12 protein-coding genes and 1 riboswitch are annotated in these 15491 nt (G+C 73.8%); of the genes, 7 read left to right on the forward strand and 5 right to left on the reverse strand.

Annotated features, from left to right (window positions below; translation table 11 throughout):
• Positions 1-85: 85 nt before the first annotated feature.
• The 4 genes from ACGFZP_RS17075 (at position 86) to ACGFZP_RS17090 (ending at position 7711) form a co-directional block, all read left to right on the forward strand.
• Positions 86-4111: an amino acid adenylation domain-containing protein gene (locus tag ACGFZP_RS17075; RefSeq protein ID WP_392933205.1), complete on the forward strand. Its 4026-nt coding sequence runs from the start codon at positions 86-88 to the stop codon at positions 4109-4111.
• A 153-nt stretch (positions 4112-4264) separates the two neighbouring features.
• The gene (locus tag ACGFZP_RS17080) at positions 4265-5059 is read left to right on the forward strand and encodes a metal-dependent hydrolase (RefSeq protein WP_392933207.1); all 795 of its coding nucleotides are present in this window, start codon (positions 4265-4267) and stop codon (positions 5057-5059) included.
• A 277-nt stretch (positions 5060-5336) separates the two neighbouring features.
• Complete coding sequence (locus tag ACGFZP_RS17085) at positions 5337-6695, forward strand: hemolysin family protein (protein ID WP_392933209.1); 1359 nt, start codon at positions 5337-5339, stop codon at positions 6693-6695.
• Positions 6692-7711, forward strand: coding sequence for a hemolysin family protein (locus ACGFZP_RS17090; RefSeq protein ID WP_392933212.1), 1020 nt, complete (start codon positions 6692-6694; stop codon positions 7709-7711). Before ACGFZP_RS17085 ends, ACGFZP_RS17090 begins: the two co-directional genes overlap by 4 nt.
• 99 nt (positions 7712-7810) lie before the next feature.
• On the opposite strand, the gene ACGFZP_RS17095 is transcribed toward ACGFZP_RS17090, so the two are convergent.
• Complete coding sequence (locus ACGFZP_RS17095) at positions 7811-8578, reverse strand: CbtA family protein (RefSeq protein WP_392933214.1); 768 nt, start codon at positions 8576-8578, stop codon at positions 7811-7813.
• 18 nt (positions 8579-8596) lie between these two features.
• Positions 8597-8821: a CbtB-domain containing protein gene (locus ACGFZP_RS17100; RefSeq protein WP_387950932.1), complete on the reverse strand. Its 225-nt coding sequence runs from the start codon at positions 8819-8821 to the stop codon at positions 8597-8599.
• 60 nt (positions 8822-8881) lie between these two features.
• Positions 8882-8978, reverse strand: a riboswitch (cobalamin riboswitch).
• 157 nt (positions 8979-9135) lie between these two features.
• On the opposite strand from ACGFZP_RS17100, the gene ACGFZP_RS17105 reads away from it, so the two are divergent.
• A complete protein-coding gene (locus ACGFZP_RS17105; protein ID WP_392933216.1) occupies positions 9136-9699 on the forward strand; it encodes a histidine phosphatase family protein in 564 nt (187 codons plus the stop codon).
• Between the two features lie 142 nt (positions 9700-9841).
• Here ACGFZP_RS17105 and ACGFZP_RS17110 read toward each other — a convergent pair whose 3' ends face one another.
• The gene (locus tag ACGFZP_RS17110) at positions 9842-10258 is read right to left on the reverse strand and encodes a PPOX class F420-dependent oxidoreductase (protein ID WP_392933219.1); all 417 of its coding nucleotides are present in this window, start codon (positions 10256-10258) and stop codon (positions 9842-9844) included.
• Between the two features lie 376 nt (positions 10259-10634).
• Between ACGFZP_RS17110 and ACGFZP_RS17115 the strand changes: the two genes are divergently transcribed.
• On the forward strand, positions 10635-12038 hold the full coding sequence (locus ACGFZP_RS17115; protein ID WP_392933221.1) for an NAD(P)/FAD-dependent oxidoreductase: 1404 nt from the start codon (positions 10635-10637) through the stop codon (positions 12036-12038).
• Positions 12039-12153: 115 nt separating this feature from the next.
• Positions 12154-13035 (forward strand): hypothetical protein, encoded by an 882-nt coding sequence (locus ACGFZP_RS17120; RefSeq protein ID WP_392933223.1) that lies wholly within the window; start codon positions 12154-12156, stop codon positions 13033-13035.
• 84 nt (positions 13036-13119) lie between these two features.
• Here the strand turns inward: ACGFZP_RS17120 and ACGFZP_RS17125 are convergent, their stop codons facing one another.
• A complete protein-coding gene (locus ACGFZP_RS17125) occupies positions 13120-13971 on the reverse strand; it encodes an SAM-dependent methyltransferase (RefSeq protein WP_392933226.1) in 852 nt (283 codons plus the stop codon).
• A gap of 193 nt (positions 13972-14164) precedes the next feature.
• Positions 14165-15187, reverse strand: a complete 1023-nt coding sequence (locus tag ACGFZP_RS17130) for a hypothetical protein (RefSeq protein WP_392933228.1) — start codon at positions 15185-15187, stop codon at positions 14165-14167.
• Positions 15188-15491 lie beyond the last annotated feature (304 nt).

The raw sequence follows: 15491 nt of genomic DNA on the forward strand, positions 1-15491 counted from the left end.
GGGACAGCGGGCGGCGGATCTTTGAGGTCACGCCCGGCCTCGCCGGGCGACCTCGACACCGTCGCCGACCCTTGGGGGTCCTGCCATGTCCGCACAGTCCCTTCTGTTGTCCGTCCGCGACACCCGCCGCGCCCTCTGCCTGCCCGACCTGTTCCGGCGGCAGGTGGCCCGGCGGCCCGAGGCCACGGCGGTGGTCGTCGGGGGCGCACGCCTCGGCTACCGGGAGCTCGGGGAGGCCGCCGAGGAGCTGGGCGCCCACCTGCACCGGCTGGGCGTGGAGGCCGACGACTGCATCGGCCTGTACGTCGAACCGTCCCTGGAGCTGATGGTGGGAGCCTGGGGGATCCTCTACGCGGGGGCCGCCTACCTGCCGCTGTCGCCGGAGTACCCCGAGGCGCGGATCCGCTACATGATCGAGGACAGCGGCACCCGGGTGATCGTCACCCAGGAGCACCTCCGCGAGCGCCTCGCCGAACTGGCCCCGCCGGGGACCAGGATCGTCACCCCGGGCGACGCCTCCGGAGCCTCCGCCGCCCATGCGATCCCGCATCCGGCCCGGCACGAGGCCCCGCACTCGATACCGCACCAGAACCAGAACCAGAACCAGAACCAGGAGCCGGGCCCGCGCGGCCCGCGGCCGGAGTCGCTGGCCTACGTCATCTACACCTCCGGCTCCACCGGCCGGCCCAAGGGCGTGATGATCGAGCACCGCAGCATCGTGTCCCAGCTGCGCTGGCTGGTCGCCGCCGGCCACCTGGGCGACGACGCCACCGTGGTGCAGAAGACGCCGATGAGCTTCGACGCCGCGCAGTGGGAGATCCTGGCGCCGGCCGGCGGCGCGCGGGTCGTGATGGGCGCGCCCGGCGTCTACCGGGACCCGGAGGCTCTGATCGACACCGTCCGGGAATACGCCGTGACCACCCTGCAGTGCGTGCCCACCCTCCTCCAGGCGCTCCTGGACACCGAGCGGCTGGGCACCTGCGGCACCCTGCGGCGGGTGTACTCAGGCGGCGAGGCGCTGTCGCGCCGGCTCGCGGCGGCCCTCGTCGCGGAGCTGCCGCAGGCCTCGCTGGTCAACCTCTACGGCCCGACCGAGTGCACGATCAACGCGACCGCCCACCTCGTGGACCCGGCCGTGACCGGCGGGGACGCCGGGTCGGTGCCGATCGGGCTGCCGGTCGACGACACCCGGTGCTTCGTGCTCGACGCCGAGCTGGCCCCGGTGGGGCCCGGCGAGAGCGGTGAGCTCTACATCGGCGGCGCCCAGCTCGCGCGCGGCTACCTGAACCGGCCCGACCTGACGGCGGAGCGCTTCGTCGCCTCCCCGCACCTGCCGGGCGAACGCCTGTACCGCACCGGGGACCTCGTGCACTGGAACCCGGACGGCACCCTGCAGTGCTCAGGCCGGGCGGACAACCAGGTCAAGCTGCGCGGCTACCGCGTCGAGCTGGACGAGATCGCGCTGGCCATCGAGGAGCACCTGTGGGTGCGGCGGGCCGCCGCCGTCGTCACCGACGACGAGCGGACCGGCTTCCAGCAGCTGGTGGCGTGTGTCGAGTTGAACCCGAAGGAGGCGGCCCTGATGGACCAGGGCAACCACGGCGGGCACCACCAGTCGAAGGCCAGCAGGCTGCAGGTGCGGACCCAGTTGTCCGATCCGGGCGTCCGGGCCGGGGCGGAGACGGCGGGCCGGGCGGTGCTGGAGCTGCCCGGCCGGGAGGAGAGCGGGGACCAGCGGCGGGCGGTGTTCGCCCGCAAGACGTACCGCTTCTTCGAGGGCGGGCCGGTCACCCGGGCCGACCTGCTGGAGCTGCTCGCCCCGCGCACGGGCGGTGGGCCGCGGCAGCCGTCGTCGGGCCGGTCGACGCAGCCGACCCTGGCCGAACTGGGCGGGATCCTGCGCTGGTTCGGCCAGTTCCACAGCCCGGAGCGGCTGCTGCCGAAGTACTCCTACGCCTCGCCCGGCGCGCTGTACGCGACCCAGCTCTACCTGGAGATCGGAGCGCGTCGGGCAGATGAGCCGGAGACCGGCGGGTGGGAGGCCGCGGCACCGTCCGCCGCCCCGCCCGCCGGACTCCACTACTACCACCCGGTGGACCACACCCTGATCCGGATCGGCGACGGCACCGGGGCCCCCGGCCTGACCGTCCACTTCCTCGGCCGCCGACGGGCGATCGAGCCGGTCTACCGGGACAACATCCGGGAGGTGCTGGAGTTCGAGACCGGTCACATGATCGGCGTGTTCGAGGAGGTGCTGCCCGAGTACGGGCTGAACATCCGACCGCTCGGCTTCCTGCCCTCCGTCAAGGACCGCCTGGACGTCGCCGAGGAGGACCTCTACCTGGGCAGCTTCGAGATCCACCCCGACGACGGGCTCCCGCGGCAGGACGAGACCGAGATCTACCTGCAGGTCCACCCCGGGCGCGTCGAAGGCCTCGCCGCCGGCCAGTACCGGTACGCGGACGGCGGGCTGACCCGGATCTCGGACGAGCTGGTGCAGTCGAGGCACGTGATCGCCATCAACCAACAGGTCTACGAGCGGGCGGGTTTCGGCATCACCGCGATCAGCCGGACCCGGGAGCCGTGGCTGGAGTACGTAGGCCTGGGCACCAGACTGCACCACCTGCAGCGCAACGGGCTCGGCCTTGGCTTCATGTCCTCCGGCTACAGCTCGAAGACCGGGCACCCGCTGCCGGCGGCCCGGCGGATCGACGGGATCCTGGCAGCCTGCGGGATCGACAGCGGCCCGTCGTACTTCTTCCTCGGCGGGAGGGTGAGCGAGGAGCAGATCCGCAGCGAGGGCATGCGGGAGGACGCCGTCCACATGAAGGGCCCGGCCGAGATCATCAAGGAGGAACTGGCCGGCCTGCTGCCCGACTACATGATCCCCAACCGGGTGCTCGTGCTGGACGGGCTGCCGCTGACGGCCAACGGCAAGGTCGACACCAAGGCGCTGGCCGCGAGCGAGCAGGTCAGGGGTGCGCAGCCGGGCGGGCCGTTCGTCCCGCCGTCGACGCCGACCCAGCGCCGGCTCGCCGAGATCTGGGGCGGTGCGCTGAAGTACGAGAGCGTGTCCCTGGAGGACGAGTTCTTCGGCGCCGGCGGCAACTCGCTGGTGGCCGTGGCGCTGATCAACCGGGTCAACCGGGAGTTCGGCACCGGCCTGCCGCTGCAGGTCCTGTTCGGGAGCCCGAGGCTGGCCGACCTGGCCGCCCGGATCGACGCCGACGCCGGTGCCCACGCAGACGCCGCTGCCCGTGCCGGTACTGGGATCCATGCCGGTACTGGTGCCGACGGGGGTGCCGCCGCGGCCGCCTCACGGCTGGTGCCGCTGCACCGCGCCGGAGCCGGGAGGCCGGTGTTCTGCTGGCCCGGGCTCGGCGGCTACCCGATGAACCTGCGGCTGCTCGCGAGCACCACGGGCCGGCCGTTCTACGGCGTCCAGTCCCACGGCATCAACGCGGGCGAGGTGCCCTACCCGACGATCCGGGAGATGGCCGCCGCCGACGTCGCCGAGATCCGGCGGCTCCGGCCCGAGGGGCCCTACAGCCTGTGGGGCTACTCCTTCGGCGCCCGGGTGGCGTTCGAGGCGGCCTGGCAGCTGGAGCAGGCAGGTCGGCAGGTGTCGGAGGTGCTGCTGATCTGCCCCGGGAACCCCGAGGTCCGCCGGGCCGACGGCGAGCTCTACGGGCGCGAGGCCTCCTACCGGAACCCCGGCTATCTGACGATCCTGTTCTCGGTCTTCGCGGCCTCGATCAGCGGGCCCGAGCTGGCGCGGTGCCTCGCCGAGACGCACGACGAGGACGGCTTCGTCTCCTTCGTCCACGGCCTGCTTCCGGAGCTGGACGAGGGGACGATCCGCCGGATCACCCGGATCGTCGCGGAGACCTACGAGTTCGAGTACACCTTCCGCGAGCTCGCCGAGCGGCGGCTGGACGCCCCGGTGACGGTCTTCAAGGCCACCGGAGACGACTACTCCTTCATCGAGGGCGAGTCCGGCTACTCCGCCACGCCGGCGACCGTCCGACTGGAGGGCGACCACTACGGCGTGCTCAGGGAGCCCGGCGTCGCCGAACTGGCCGCCGCCATCCGCACCGCCCTCGGGGAGTGACGCCCGCACACCCTCCCGAGGACGGACCCGAGGACCGCCGACCGCCCCTGCCCGGGGCGGTCGGCGGTCCGGCAGTGGATCATGGGCGACTATGCTGCCACCCCGTCACGTCCTCGTACGGGGGCGCTTCGAAACGAGGACGGGAGTCGGATCATGATGGGACCGGCGCATGCGCTGTCGGGCGCGGCGGCATGGCTGGCGGCAGGGGCCGTCGCGGCGGGGCTGGGTGAGCCGATGCCCTGGCCGGTGGTGCTGGCGGGGGCGCTGATCTGCGCGGGCGCCGCGCTGGCACCGGATCTGGACCACAAGGCGGCGACGATATCCCGGGCCTTCGGGCCGGTGTCGCGCACGCTGTGCGAGATCATCGACAAGCTCTCCTACGCGGTCTACAAGTCGACCCGGAAGAAGGGCGATCCGCGCCGCTCGGGCGGGCACCGGACGCTGACCCACACCTGGCTCTGGGCGGTGCTGTGCGGCGCCGGCGCGGCCGCGGTGGCGGTGTACGGCGGCCGCTGGGGCGTCCTGGGGGTGCTCTTCGTACACATGGTGCTGGCCATCGAGGGGCTGCTGTGGCGTCATGCCCGGGTCTCCAGCGACGTGCTGGTCTGGCTCCTCGGGGCGACCAGTGCCTGGGTGCTCGCCGGGGTCCTGGACAAGCCGGGCAACGGCTCGCAGTGGCTGTTCGACCAGCCGGGGCAGGAGTACCTGTGGATCGGCCTGCCGATCGCGCTCGGTGCGCTGGTGCACTGCCTGGGCGACGCGCTGACCGTCTCGGGCTGCCCGGTGCTGTGGCCGATACCGATCGGGCGCAAGCGCTGGTACCCCATCGGCCCGCCGAAGGGCATGCGGTTCCGGGCGGGGAGCTGGGTCGAGCTCAAGGTGCTGATGCCGGTGTTCATGGGCGCCGGCGGGGTCTGCGCGCTGGGTGCGCTGGGGTTCTTCGGCTGACGCCGTGCGGCGCGCGCTGACGGGGCCCGGCTCACGGGTACCCGCGGCCGCGCCCGGCCGCTCGCGGCTGCTGAAGGGACCCGCTTACGGCAGCCTGATTTGCCAACCCTTTACACTCCTGTAGAGCAGGCGGCCACGCCCCCGGCGCTGCCGTCTGCCGAACCGACCACCCTCAGTGCAGCAAAGGAGTCGCGGTCCCCGCGATGGACGAACCTCCCAGTTCTCACCGTGCCGTTTCCCCCCTGACACGCTCGACCGCCGGGGCGGAGGTGGCACGGTGACCGAAGTCCTCCTGCTGCTGCTCGCCCTGGTGCTCACCGCCGCCTGCGCGGTGTTCGTCGCGGCCGAGTTCTCCCTGACCACCGTCGAGCGCGGCGCGCTGGAACGTGCCGTCGAGCACGGCGAGCGCGGCTCCGCGATCGCGCTCAAGGCGGTCAAGCGCCTCACCTTCCAGCTGTCCGGCGCCCAGTTGGGCATCACCATCACCAGCCTGGTGATCGGTATGGTCGCCCAGCCCGCGGTGGCCGCCCTGCTGCACGGCCCGCTGCGGGCGGTCGGCCTGCCGAGCGGAGCGGCGGACACCGCCGGGGTGGTGCTCGGGGTCCTGCTGTCGACCGTCGTGCTGATGGTCGCCGGCGAACTGGTGCCCAAGAACTGGGCCATCTCGCGGCCGCTCGCCGTGGCCAAGGTGGTGGCCGGCCCGCAGTACTACTTCTCGGCCGCGTTCTCGCCGTTCATCGGCCACCTCAACAACACCGCGAACCGCGTCGTGCGGCGCCTGGGCCTGGAGCCCGCCGAGCACCTCGCCTCCGCCCGCACCCCGCAGGAGCTCGTCGCACTCGCCCGGCACTCCGCCCGAGCGGGCGCCATAGCGCCCGACACCGCCGAGCTCTTCGTCCGCTCGCTCAACCTGCGCGAGCTGACGGCGGAGAACGTGATGACCCCCCGGGTCGACGTCCAGGCCCTGGAGGAGCACGCCACCGCCGCCGACGTCGCCAACCTCACCCGCGTCACCGGCCTGTCGCGCTTCCCCGTGTACCGGAACAACCTCGACCAGGTGGTCGGCGCGGTCCACATCAAGGACGCGCTGGCCGTCCCCTCCGACCGGCGCCACCTGCACCCGGTCGCGAACCTGATGACCGAGCCGCTGCTCGTCCCCGAGACGCTCACCGTCGACCGGCTGCTGGACCAGCTGCGCGGCGAGCAGACGATGGCCGTGGTGATCGACGAGTACGGCGGCACGGCCGGCATCGCCACCCTGGAGGACATCGTCGAGGAGGTCGTCGGCGAGGTCGTCGACGAGCACGACCCCACCGAACTGCCCGACCTCATCGACCTCGGCCGAGGCCTGGACGGGCGCCACCGCTGGGACGCCGACGGCATCACCCGCACCGACCAGCTCGAAACCATCGGCATGCCGCAGACCGACGGCCCGTACGAGACCCTGGCCGGACTGATCGCCGACCGCCTCGGACGCATCCCCGTGCCCGGGGACACCGTCCGCGTCGACGGGTGGACCCTCGACATCACGGCCGTAGCCCACCACGTCGCCGAACGCGTCCGCCTGACCGCCCCGGCAGCCGGCCCCGACGACGAGGCGGACGGCACCGACGGCCGCCGGGAGGAGACCCGATGACCGCGATCCAGCTCATCATCGGCCTGCTCACCCTGGTGACCAACGCCTTCTTCGTCGGCGGCGAATTCGCGCTCATCTCGGTGCGCCGCAGCCAGATCGAACCGCGCGCGGAGGCCGGCGACCGCCGCGCCCGCACGGTCATCTGGGGCCTGGAGCACGTCTCCGCGATGCTGGCCACCGCCCAGCTCGGCATCACCGTCTCCTCCCTGGTGCTCGGCGCGGTCGCGGAACCGGCCATCGCCCACCTGCTGGAGCCGCCGTTCCACAGCCTCGGCGTCCCGGACGCCCTGATCCACCCGATCGCCTTCGTGATCGCGCTGAGCGTCGCGACCTACCTCCACATGCTGCTGGGCGAGATGATCCCCAAGAACATCGCCCTCGCCGCACCCGAGAAGGCCGCCTACCTGCTGGTGCCGCCGCTGGTGGCCGCGACCAGGGCGCTGCGCCCGATCGCGTTCTCCATCAACGCCTTCGCCAACCGCATCCTGCGCCTGCTCAAGGTCGAACCCAAGGACGAGGTCGCCTCCGTGTTCAGCGAGGAGGAGCTGGCCCGGATGGTCAGGGACTCCTCCGACGCCGAGCTGCTGAGCGAGCGCGACACCGAACTGCTCCAGGACGCCCTGGAACTCGGCTCCCGGCCGGTCTCCGAGGTCGTCACGCCGCGCGAGGAGATCGTCTTCGTGGACGCCGGCACCACCCCGGTCGAACTGGAGCAGCTCGCCGCCCGGACCGGCTTCTCGCGCTTCCCCGTCCTGACCGCGGACCGCATGGTGGCCGGCTACCTGCACATCAAGGACGCCCTCGAACAGGACGGCGCCCGCGAGCGGCCCTTCCCCGCCCGGGCGCTGCGCCCGATCGCCCGGGTGCCCGAGGACACCCCGCTGGACGACGTGCTCACCGCGATGCGCCGCTCCGGCACCCACCTGGCGGCCGCGGTCACCGCCGACGGCACCGCCACCGGCCTGGTCACCATGGAGGACGTCCTCAAGGAACTGGTCGGCCCCGCCCGCCCGTAGTCCAGCCCAGCGCGTGCCCTCACGGGCGACAGCCCGCCCCGGTACCTTCCGGGGCGGGCTGTCGGCCGTGAGGGGTCAGGCCCTGGATCGGGTCAGGACCTAGTGGGCGGCCGCGGTGGCCTGGGCGGGTGCCGGGGCGGTGGTGGTCCTGGGGTGCAGCGCACGCTCGGCCAGCTCGCCGAAGACGAGGCCGAAGGAGGTCCACAGCACCAGTTGGATGGTCAGGGCCGCGAGGCGGAACTGCCACAGCAGGGTGGCGGGGAACTCCTCGGGGACCTCGTTGACGGCGGGCAGCAGGGCGTAGGCGAGGCCGACGGCGAGGACGAACCCCGCCCCGGCCGCCGCGGCGGCGTACCAGTTGCCCAGCCGCGGGGCCAGGCGCTTGCCGATGATGACGGCGGCCACCGCGAGGAGCACGGCGAGCAGCAGGAGCAGGAAGTACAGGACGGTGCGCTTCCCGATGGTGTCGGGGTCGCCGACGGACGGCGGGTTGGCCGGGTACTTGAGGAACGGCACCAGGTAGAGGGTGACCAGCCCGGCGAGCGACAGCATGACGGCGGTCGCGCGGGCGCCGAAGCGCCCGATGCGGCCGAGCGCGAAGCAGAAGGCGAGCGAGGCGATGCCGCCCATGGCGATGGCGAACACCAGGATGCCGGTGGCCAGGCCCGCGGTGGACTGCAGGGAGCGGCTGACCAGCTCCGGCTCCATGTCCATGCCGTGGTGGGCGGAGTGCGCCTCCTCGAAGGCGATGGCGGCGTCCACGCGGGACTCGCCGAGGAAGTAGGCGGTGACGAGCGCAAGCAGACCGGCCGCGAGGCCGGCCAGCATGCCGCGCACCAACAGGGTTCTGACGGTGGTGGAGTTCACGGGGGGTGCTTCCTCGTCTCAGTGGCAGGGGAAGCCGAGCAGGTGGCGCCCGTCGTGGACCCACTCGTGGACGTTCTCGCCGGAGAGCAGGGAGGTGGCCCCCTGCTCGGCGCCGACGAAGTAGAGCAGCACCAGCATCAGGATGCCGACGAACGCCGCCCAGGGCAGCACGGCCCGCACGGGGATGGGGGCCGGGGCCTCACCTGCGGCGGGGGAGAGCGGGGTGGCGATGGACGAAGCCATGGCTGAACCTCCTTGGGGAAACTCGCGTCCCAGTCGATGGAGCACAGACGACGGCCCGGGGTCTGACTCACCGTCCGGCCCCGCGCACCCCTGGTCGGGGGCACGGTGGCGGATCGGCATACAGTGGCGCGACCGTACCGGAGTCTCACCGGCTTCCTCGCACCGTCGTCACAACGCCCGAGACCGTACCGCCTGGCAGGCGTCCGGCCAAGGGCGTGCGCGCGGAGTGAAGTGCGCGGGGCAGTCCGCCCGCGCTCGGGCGGCGGCGGGGGCCCTGCCCCGCCGGTTCGGGTAGTGGACGAAGGGGTTCCGGGATGACCGTGCGGGTGATGTTGATCTCACCGGCGATGAGCACCGCGCTGCGTGCGGCACGGTTCGACGACGAATCGGGCCTGGAGGCCGGCGGCGTCGACGCCGCGCGCGCGGCGGCGGGCGCACTGCAGGGGGCCGGGCTCGTCCTGGCGTCGCCGTCGGCGCGCTGCCGACAGACCGCCGAGGCACTCGGCCTCACCGCCGCGGCCGAGGCGCCGGCCGGCTGGGCGATGGGCTCGTGGCGCGGCAGGACGCTCGACGAGGTGGCCGCCGAGCAGCCCGAGGCGGTGGCCGCGTGGCTGTCCGACCCGGCCGCGGCCCCGCACGGCGGGGAGTCGCTGGCCGCGCTGTGCGCCCGGGTCGGCGGATGGCTGGACGCCCTGGCCGACGGGGGCCCCCGGGCGCTGGCGGTGGTGGAGCCGGAGGTCGTCCGGGCCGCGGCCCTGCACGCGCTCGGCGGTCCGCCGGCGGCGTTCTGGCGGCTCGACGTCCCGCCGCTGACCGCCACCGCCCTCAGCGGCCGCGCCGGCCGCTGGAACCTCCGACTGGGCGCCGACCTTGCCTGAGCCGGGCCCACACCGGCCCCAGGCGACGTAGCAACGGATTCGGAGGACGTCGTGTCGGTGGCAACTCTTGCCGGGACGGGGCGGCCCGTTCGGGCCGGGGGAGGACCGCGGGGCCACCGCCCGAAACGGACGTGACGTCCTGTCAGGCGATGTCGCGGCCCGTGCTGCCCTTCTCGGTGAGGTTCCAGGTGATGATCCGGCCGGGGTGGATGCGGATGACCTCGTGGGAGAAGAACCTCGGGGCCAGTGGGGGTACTTCGAGGGTGAGCAGTTCCACCCGGCCGCGGATCTCCACGCCGCGGCCCCAGCCGGGGGCCGCGGCGTTCGGGTCGTCGGCCGGCGTCATGTCGTCGACCAGGAGCGACACCTGGGGGCGGCGGGCCGCGTTGCGGTACTTCTGGCTGGCGGGCAGGTTCGGGCCGCCGATGTCGATGGTGCCGTCCTCGTTCAGTCGGAACCCCACCGGCCGGACCTGCGGTGCCCCGTCCGGGCCGGTCGTGGCGAGTCGGCCGAGCTGCTGGGTGGTGAGGTAGGCGCGTTCCTCGGGGGTGAAGACCATGGCGGGCTGCTCCGTTTCGGCTGGGGATCCCCGTCGGGGGTGTGCCTCAGACCGTAGGAGGTGAAGCGGACTTGAGGTCAACTCTCCCTGGTCACCGGGTTTCCGCGCGGCGCGCCGGTGTCACTCGTGCGGGGGAAAGAACGATGGTTGCTCTTTGAACAGCTTTGGTCGCTGGCCAGAATGGTCCCTCACCGGACGGCCGTGGCCGCCCGCTACCGCACGGAGGCACCTCGATGATCCCCCGGCCGTCCGACGCGCTCCCGCCGGCAGGGCACGCGGTGCCGCTTCCGTGCCCTCTGCCCGGCCACGGCGGCCCCGGCCATACCGGCCCGGGCCGGGCGCGGACGCGCCCGGCGTTCGGCCACGGCGCCGGCCGGTGAGCACGGCCCTGGTGCTCGGGGGCGGCCTGGCGGGGCTGTTGGCCGCCGCCGCCCTCGGGCCGTACGTCCGTACCGTCACCGTCGTCGAACAGGACGTCCTCCCCGGCGGACCGCACCCGCGCCGGGGTCTGCCGCAGGGCGACTTCAGCCACATCCTGTTCGGCGGCGGCGCCGACGCCCTCGACGCCCTCCTCCCGGGGACCGTCGAGGCGCTGCTCGCCGCCGGAGCACACCGCCGACGGCTGCCCTCCGGGCTGCTGATGCGCCTGGGCCCGGGCTGGCTCCAGGGTTTCGACTCGACCGCCTACCTGATCGCCTGCAGCCGACACCTGCTGGACCACACCGTCCGGCAGCAGTTGCGCGGCCAGGCCGCCGTCACGATCCGGGAGGGCACCTCCGTGCTGGGCCTGGTCGGAGACGCGGGCCAGGTCGGCGGGGCGCTGGTCGAGAACCCGGACGGCTCGCGCGAGAGCCTGCCGGCCGATCTGGTGGTGGATGCGACCGGCCGCCGCTCCCAGGCCCCGCGATGGCTGCGGGCGCTGGGCTTCGACGGGCCGCGCGAGGAGACGGTGGACGCCGGACTCGCCTACGCCGCCCGGCTGTTCGACGCGCCGGGCGGAAACCGGGACTTCCCGGTGGTGAGCATCCTGCCCGTCCCCGGCCGACGCCGGCCCGGGCGGGGCGCCACCATCATCCCGATCGAGAACGACCGCTGGATCATCACCCTCTCCGGCACCCGCGCGGGCGAACCCTCCCGTACCGAGTCGGAGTTCCACACCTTCCTCCGGACGCTCGACCACCCGGTCGTCCACGACCTCGCGCGCACCGCCCGCCCGATCGGTCCGATCCGCACCTGCCACGGCACCCTGAACCGCCGCCGCTCCTACGAGAACGGCGCCCCGGCGGGATTCGCCGCCACCGGGGACGCGGTGGCCGCCCTCAACCCGGTGTACGGACACGGCATGGCGGTCGCCGCCCAGTGCGCCGTCGCGATCCGGACCGCCCTCGACACCGAGGGCCTCCACCCGCAGGTCGGCGCCGCCATCCAGCAGCGGATCACCCGCGTCCTCGACACCCCCTGGAGCATGGCCAAGGAGCAGGACCGGGGATTCCCCGGCGCCCGGTCGAGCCACCCCGCCACCGGCGGACCCGCCACCCGGCTCACCCGCTGGTACACCGACCGGCTGCTGCGCGCGGCCCTGACCGACCCCACCGCGGCGGCGGCCTACTTCGACGTCTTCTCGCTGGCGGCCCCCGCCGCCCGGCTGACCGCCCCCTCGGTGGCCCTCGCGGCCCTGCGCCCCCGCCGGGCGGATCCGCTGACCGTCACCGAGGCGATCGCCCGCTTCTCACGGGTGGCCGAACTGGTCGGCCCGGGCCGACCACCCGGCCAGGCGTGAGCGGGGCCCGAGCGGCCAGGTATGAGCGGGGCCATCCGGCCTCGGCTGGACAGTGCCTCAAGACGTGGTGTTCGATCAACTCGCCGTATTCGAGCAACTTTTCGGGGAGTCCGCCATGTCGTTCGACCGTGCGCTGCCGCGCCGTGCCTGGCACCACCTGGAGCCGCTGCACGCGGTGCTGTACTTCGCGCCGGAGGCGTTCGCGGAGGCCGCCAGGCTGGGCTACCGGGTCGACGACCGCTGGCCGAGCTACTTCGCCTGGCGGGCGGCCGTCCTGGGCCGGGCGAGCAGCGAGCTGACCGCCGCCACCTTCTACAGCTTCAGCCCGGCGACGGTCGCCCGGTACGTGCCGGCGGTCTGGGAGACGGCCTCGCCCGAGGAGGTGCTCCAGGCCCGGCTGCGGGCGGTGGACGCCGTCTACCGGGGGCTGTTCGACGGGCGGTTGAGCGGGCCGGAGTTCGAGGAGCTGGTCGGACTTGCGCAGCGCGCCGCCGAGTCCGCCGTCCTCGCCGGACGGCCGCTGGCGGCCGCCAACGCGGCGCTCGCGCCGGCCGGGGAGCCGCACCTCGCGCTCTGGCAGGCGGTCACCGTGCTGCGCGAGCACCGCGGCGACGGCCACCTCACGGCACTGTCGGCGGTCGGACTGGACCCGTGCGAGGCGCTGGTCTCCTTCGCCGCGATCGACGCGGCCCCGGCGGAGAACTTCGCCGGCCGCGGCTGGACCGAGGAGGAGTGGGCCGCCGCCCGCGAGCGGCTCGCCGGGCGGGGCTGGATCGACGGCGAGGGCCGGGCCACCGACCGCGGCCGGGCCGGGCGCAACGAGGTCGAGCGGCTGACCGACCAACTGGCCGCGGGGCCCTGGGAGGCGCTGGGTGCCGAACGCACCGAGCGCTTCATGGAGCTGATGGTGCCGTACTTCTTCACGGTGATCGGCAGCGGACTGCTGCCGGCGCAGAGCACCCTGGGGATCGCCACCGTCCAGGCGCCCACCTGGTAGCCGACCGGGCGCAGCCCGCCGTACCCGCCGCGCCCGGTCGGCGGGCGCGGCGGGCGGGGCTCAGAGGCTGAGCAGCCCCGCGGCTCAGCGCTTGACGGCCACGCCGCCGTACATCGCGATGTCCTGGTCGCGCACCGGATCGGCATCCGGGTCCGGCCGCCACTGGTGGACCAGCGTCACGCCCGGGTCGAGCAGCTCGTACCCGTCGAAGAAGGCGAGCGCCTGCGCCTTGTCCCGGATCTGCAGGGGGATGCCCCGTGCGTTGTACTCGCGGCCGACACCGCCGACACCCACCGGGTCGGAGTCGCCCGTGAAGACGGTCAGCGCCAGGAAGCTGCCCGGGGCCAGCTCGTCCATGAACCGCCGCACGATGCCCTGCGGATCGTCCCCGTCGAGGACGAAGTGCACGATCGCGATCAGGGACAGCGCCACCGGCTGGGAGAGGTCCAGCACCTCGCGCAGCTGCGGGGCCTTGATGATCGAGTCGACGTCGCGTAGGTCGGCGTCGACGTAGCAGGTCCGGCCCTGCGGGGTGCTCGACATCAGGGCCCGCGCGTGGGTCAGCACGATCGGGTCGTTGTCGACGTAGGCGACCCGTGCCTGCGGCGCGATGGCCTGCGCGATCTCGTGCACGTTGGGGGAGGTGGGGAGGCCGGTCCCGATGTCCAGGAACTGGCGGACCCCGTGCTCCTCGGCGAGGTGGCGGACCACCCGCTGCATGAACGTGCGGGTGGTGCGCATCGAGATCGGCAGCGCCGGCCAGGCCCGCACGGACGCGTGCGCCGCGACCCGGTCCGCCTCGAAGTTGGTCTTGCCGCCGATCAGGTAGTCGTAGACCCGCGCCGAGTGGGGGACGTCCATCTTCAGATCCACCGCCGGCCGGCCCTCCGTCTCCTGCTCCTGCGGATTGCGCGGCCCCCGGCCCGTGTCCGACATCGTCTGCCCCTCCCCTTGCCCGTCACATCCGTCACACCTGTGGCCGCCCGTGCCCGGCAAGGCCATGGTGCGCATGGTAACCGCCGGGCCCGCGGACCCCTGCGGGCGGTACCCCGGTCACTGATCTCCCATCAGCACGCCGCGTGAGACCCGGAGTTGCGCCACCGGCCTGCCGGCGGGGAGCCGGTCCGGGTCAACAGAGGGCGTCCCAGGTGTGCAGGGCGGCCAGCGCGGTGGTGTGCTGGCCGGAGGTGGGCCGGTCGGCGGCGGGGGCGAGCAGGTAGTCGGCGATCGGCGTCAGGAGCAGGGCGGCGTCGTCGAAGGGGAGCAGCCGGGCCTCGTCCCAGTCGTGCCGGATCACGGTGCGGCGCAGCAGGGTGCCGTGCCGGGGGACGAGCGGGCGGGCGGCGGCGTGCGTGCGGCGGTGCAGCTCGGGGCCCACCTCGGACTCCAGGGTGGTGCGCACGCCCGCCAGGGAGCCGAGCGGCACATGGGCGGCGGCGAGGTCGAGCAGGGCGGCGGTCTCCGGGGCGAGGTGGTAGGCGGCGACCACGGCGGCGGTCTCCACCGGTTCGAAGGGCTGGCGGGCGAGCGCGGCGACGTCGAGGACGTCGCGCGGGCGGAACGCCCGGCTGAGGCCCTTCTCGGCGAGGGCGATCAGGCACTCGACCCGGTCGTCGGCGGCCAGGAACGGCCGGACCGGGACGGCCGCGAGGTCGCCGGGCAGGGCGGCGGTGTCGAGCCGGACGCGGAACCAGGGGTCGACCAGCGGGTCCTCGGCCGGCCAGACGACCGTGACGGCGGTGTGCCGGGGCCGCTCGCCGATCACGGTGACGTCGATGTCCTCCACCGGGTAGGCGGTGACCAGCCGGATCACCGCCTGCCAGAGCGCGGCCTCGCTGGGTGCGACCAGCTCCAGGGCGCCCTGCGGCCGGAGCAGGCCGGGCGGGTAGTAGCCGGCCAGCGGCAGCCCGCGGATCGGCCGGACCCCGGTGGACCGGCTCAGGTCGCGGGCGAGTTGGGCGTAGCGGTCGGCGCGGTCGCGGGCGCGGCACAGCTCGGCGCGGGCGTGCTCGCCCATCCGGATGTCCTCGCGGGCGAGTGAGGACAGCACCAGGTACGGCAGCGAGCGGCTGGTACGGGCGCGGCGGAGCAGTTCGGCCGGCCCGGCGGCCGGGTCCACGTCGAGCAGGTGGTAGAGCAGATCGGTGTTCACGGACGTCCACCTTCGGAGGTGTGATCGTCACCCGGCAGTTCTCGCGGCCGACGGGCCGGACAGGGCGAACAGCGGGCGAACAGGGCGAGCAGGGCGGACCAGGCGGGCCGGAGGCGAGGAGGTTCCGGCCCCCCGGGCGGCCGCGGCCGGGGGGATGACAGGCCTGCTGACGGTACAGGCCTTGGGCGGCAGGGGAGTTGAGGGGCGGGGGTGGGCCCCTCCCCGGCGTACGGGACAGGGCGGGAGGCCGGACCGGACGGTCACCGGGTGGCCCTCCGGTCCCTCGATTCTGGCCGCTGCCCAT

It is taken from the genome of Kitasatospora sp. NPDC048239, assembly GCF_043202015.1.
Lineage (GTDB): Bacteria > Actinomycetota > Actinomycetes > Streptomycetales > Streptomycetaceae > Kitasatospora.

What these genes read in the sequence shown, in the direction of transcription:
- ACGFZP_RS17110 (WP_392933219.1), bottom strand. Translation starts at nt 10,258, where the DNA reads ATGGTCTTCACCCCCGAGGAACGCGCCTACCTCACCACCCAGCAGCTC.
- ACGFZP_RS17075 (WP_392933205.1), top strand. Translation starts at nt 86, where the DNA reads ATGTCCGCACAGTCCCTTCTGTTGTCCGTCCGCGACACCCGCCGCGCC.
- ACGFZP_RS17080 (WP_392933207.1), top strand. Translation starts at nt 4,265, where the DNA reads ATGATGGGACCGGCGCATGCGCTGTCGGGCGCGGCGGCATGGCTGGCG.
- ACGFZP_RS17090 (WP_392933212.1), top strand. Translation starts at nt 6,692, where the DNA reads ATGACCGCGATCCAGCTCATCATCGGCCTGCTCACCCTGGTGACCAAC.
- ACGFZP_RS17100 (WP_387950932.1), bottom strand. Translation starts at nt 8,821, where the DNA reads ATGGCTTCGTCCATCGCCACCCCGCTCTCCCCCGCCGCAGGTGAGGCC.
- ACGFZP_RS17125 (WP_392933226.1), bottom strand. Translation starts at nt 13,971, where the DNA reads ATGTCGGACACGGGCCGGGGGCCGCGCAATCCGCAGGAGCAGGAGACG.
- ACGFZP_RS17105 (WP_392933216.1), top strand. Translation starts at nt 9,136, where the DNA reads ATGACCGTGCGGGTGATGTTGATCTCACCGGCGATGAGCACCGCGCTG.
- ACGFZP_RS17120 (WP_392933223.1), top strand. Translation starts at nt 12,154, where the DNA reads ATGTCGTTCGACCGTGCGCTGCCGCGCCGTGCCTGGCACCACCTGGAG.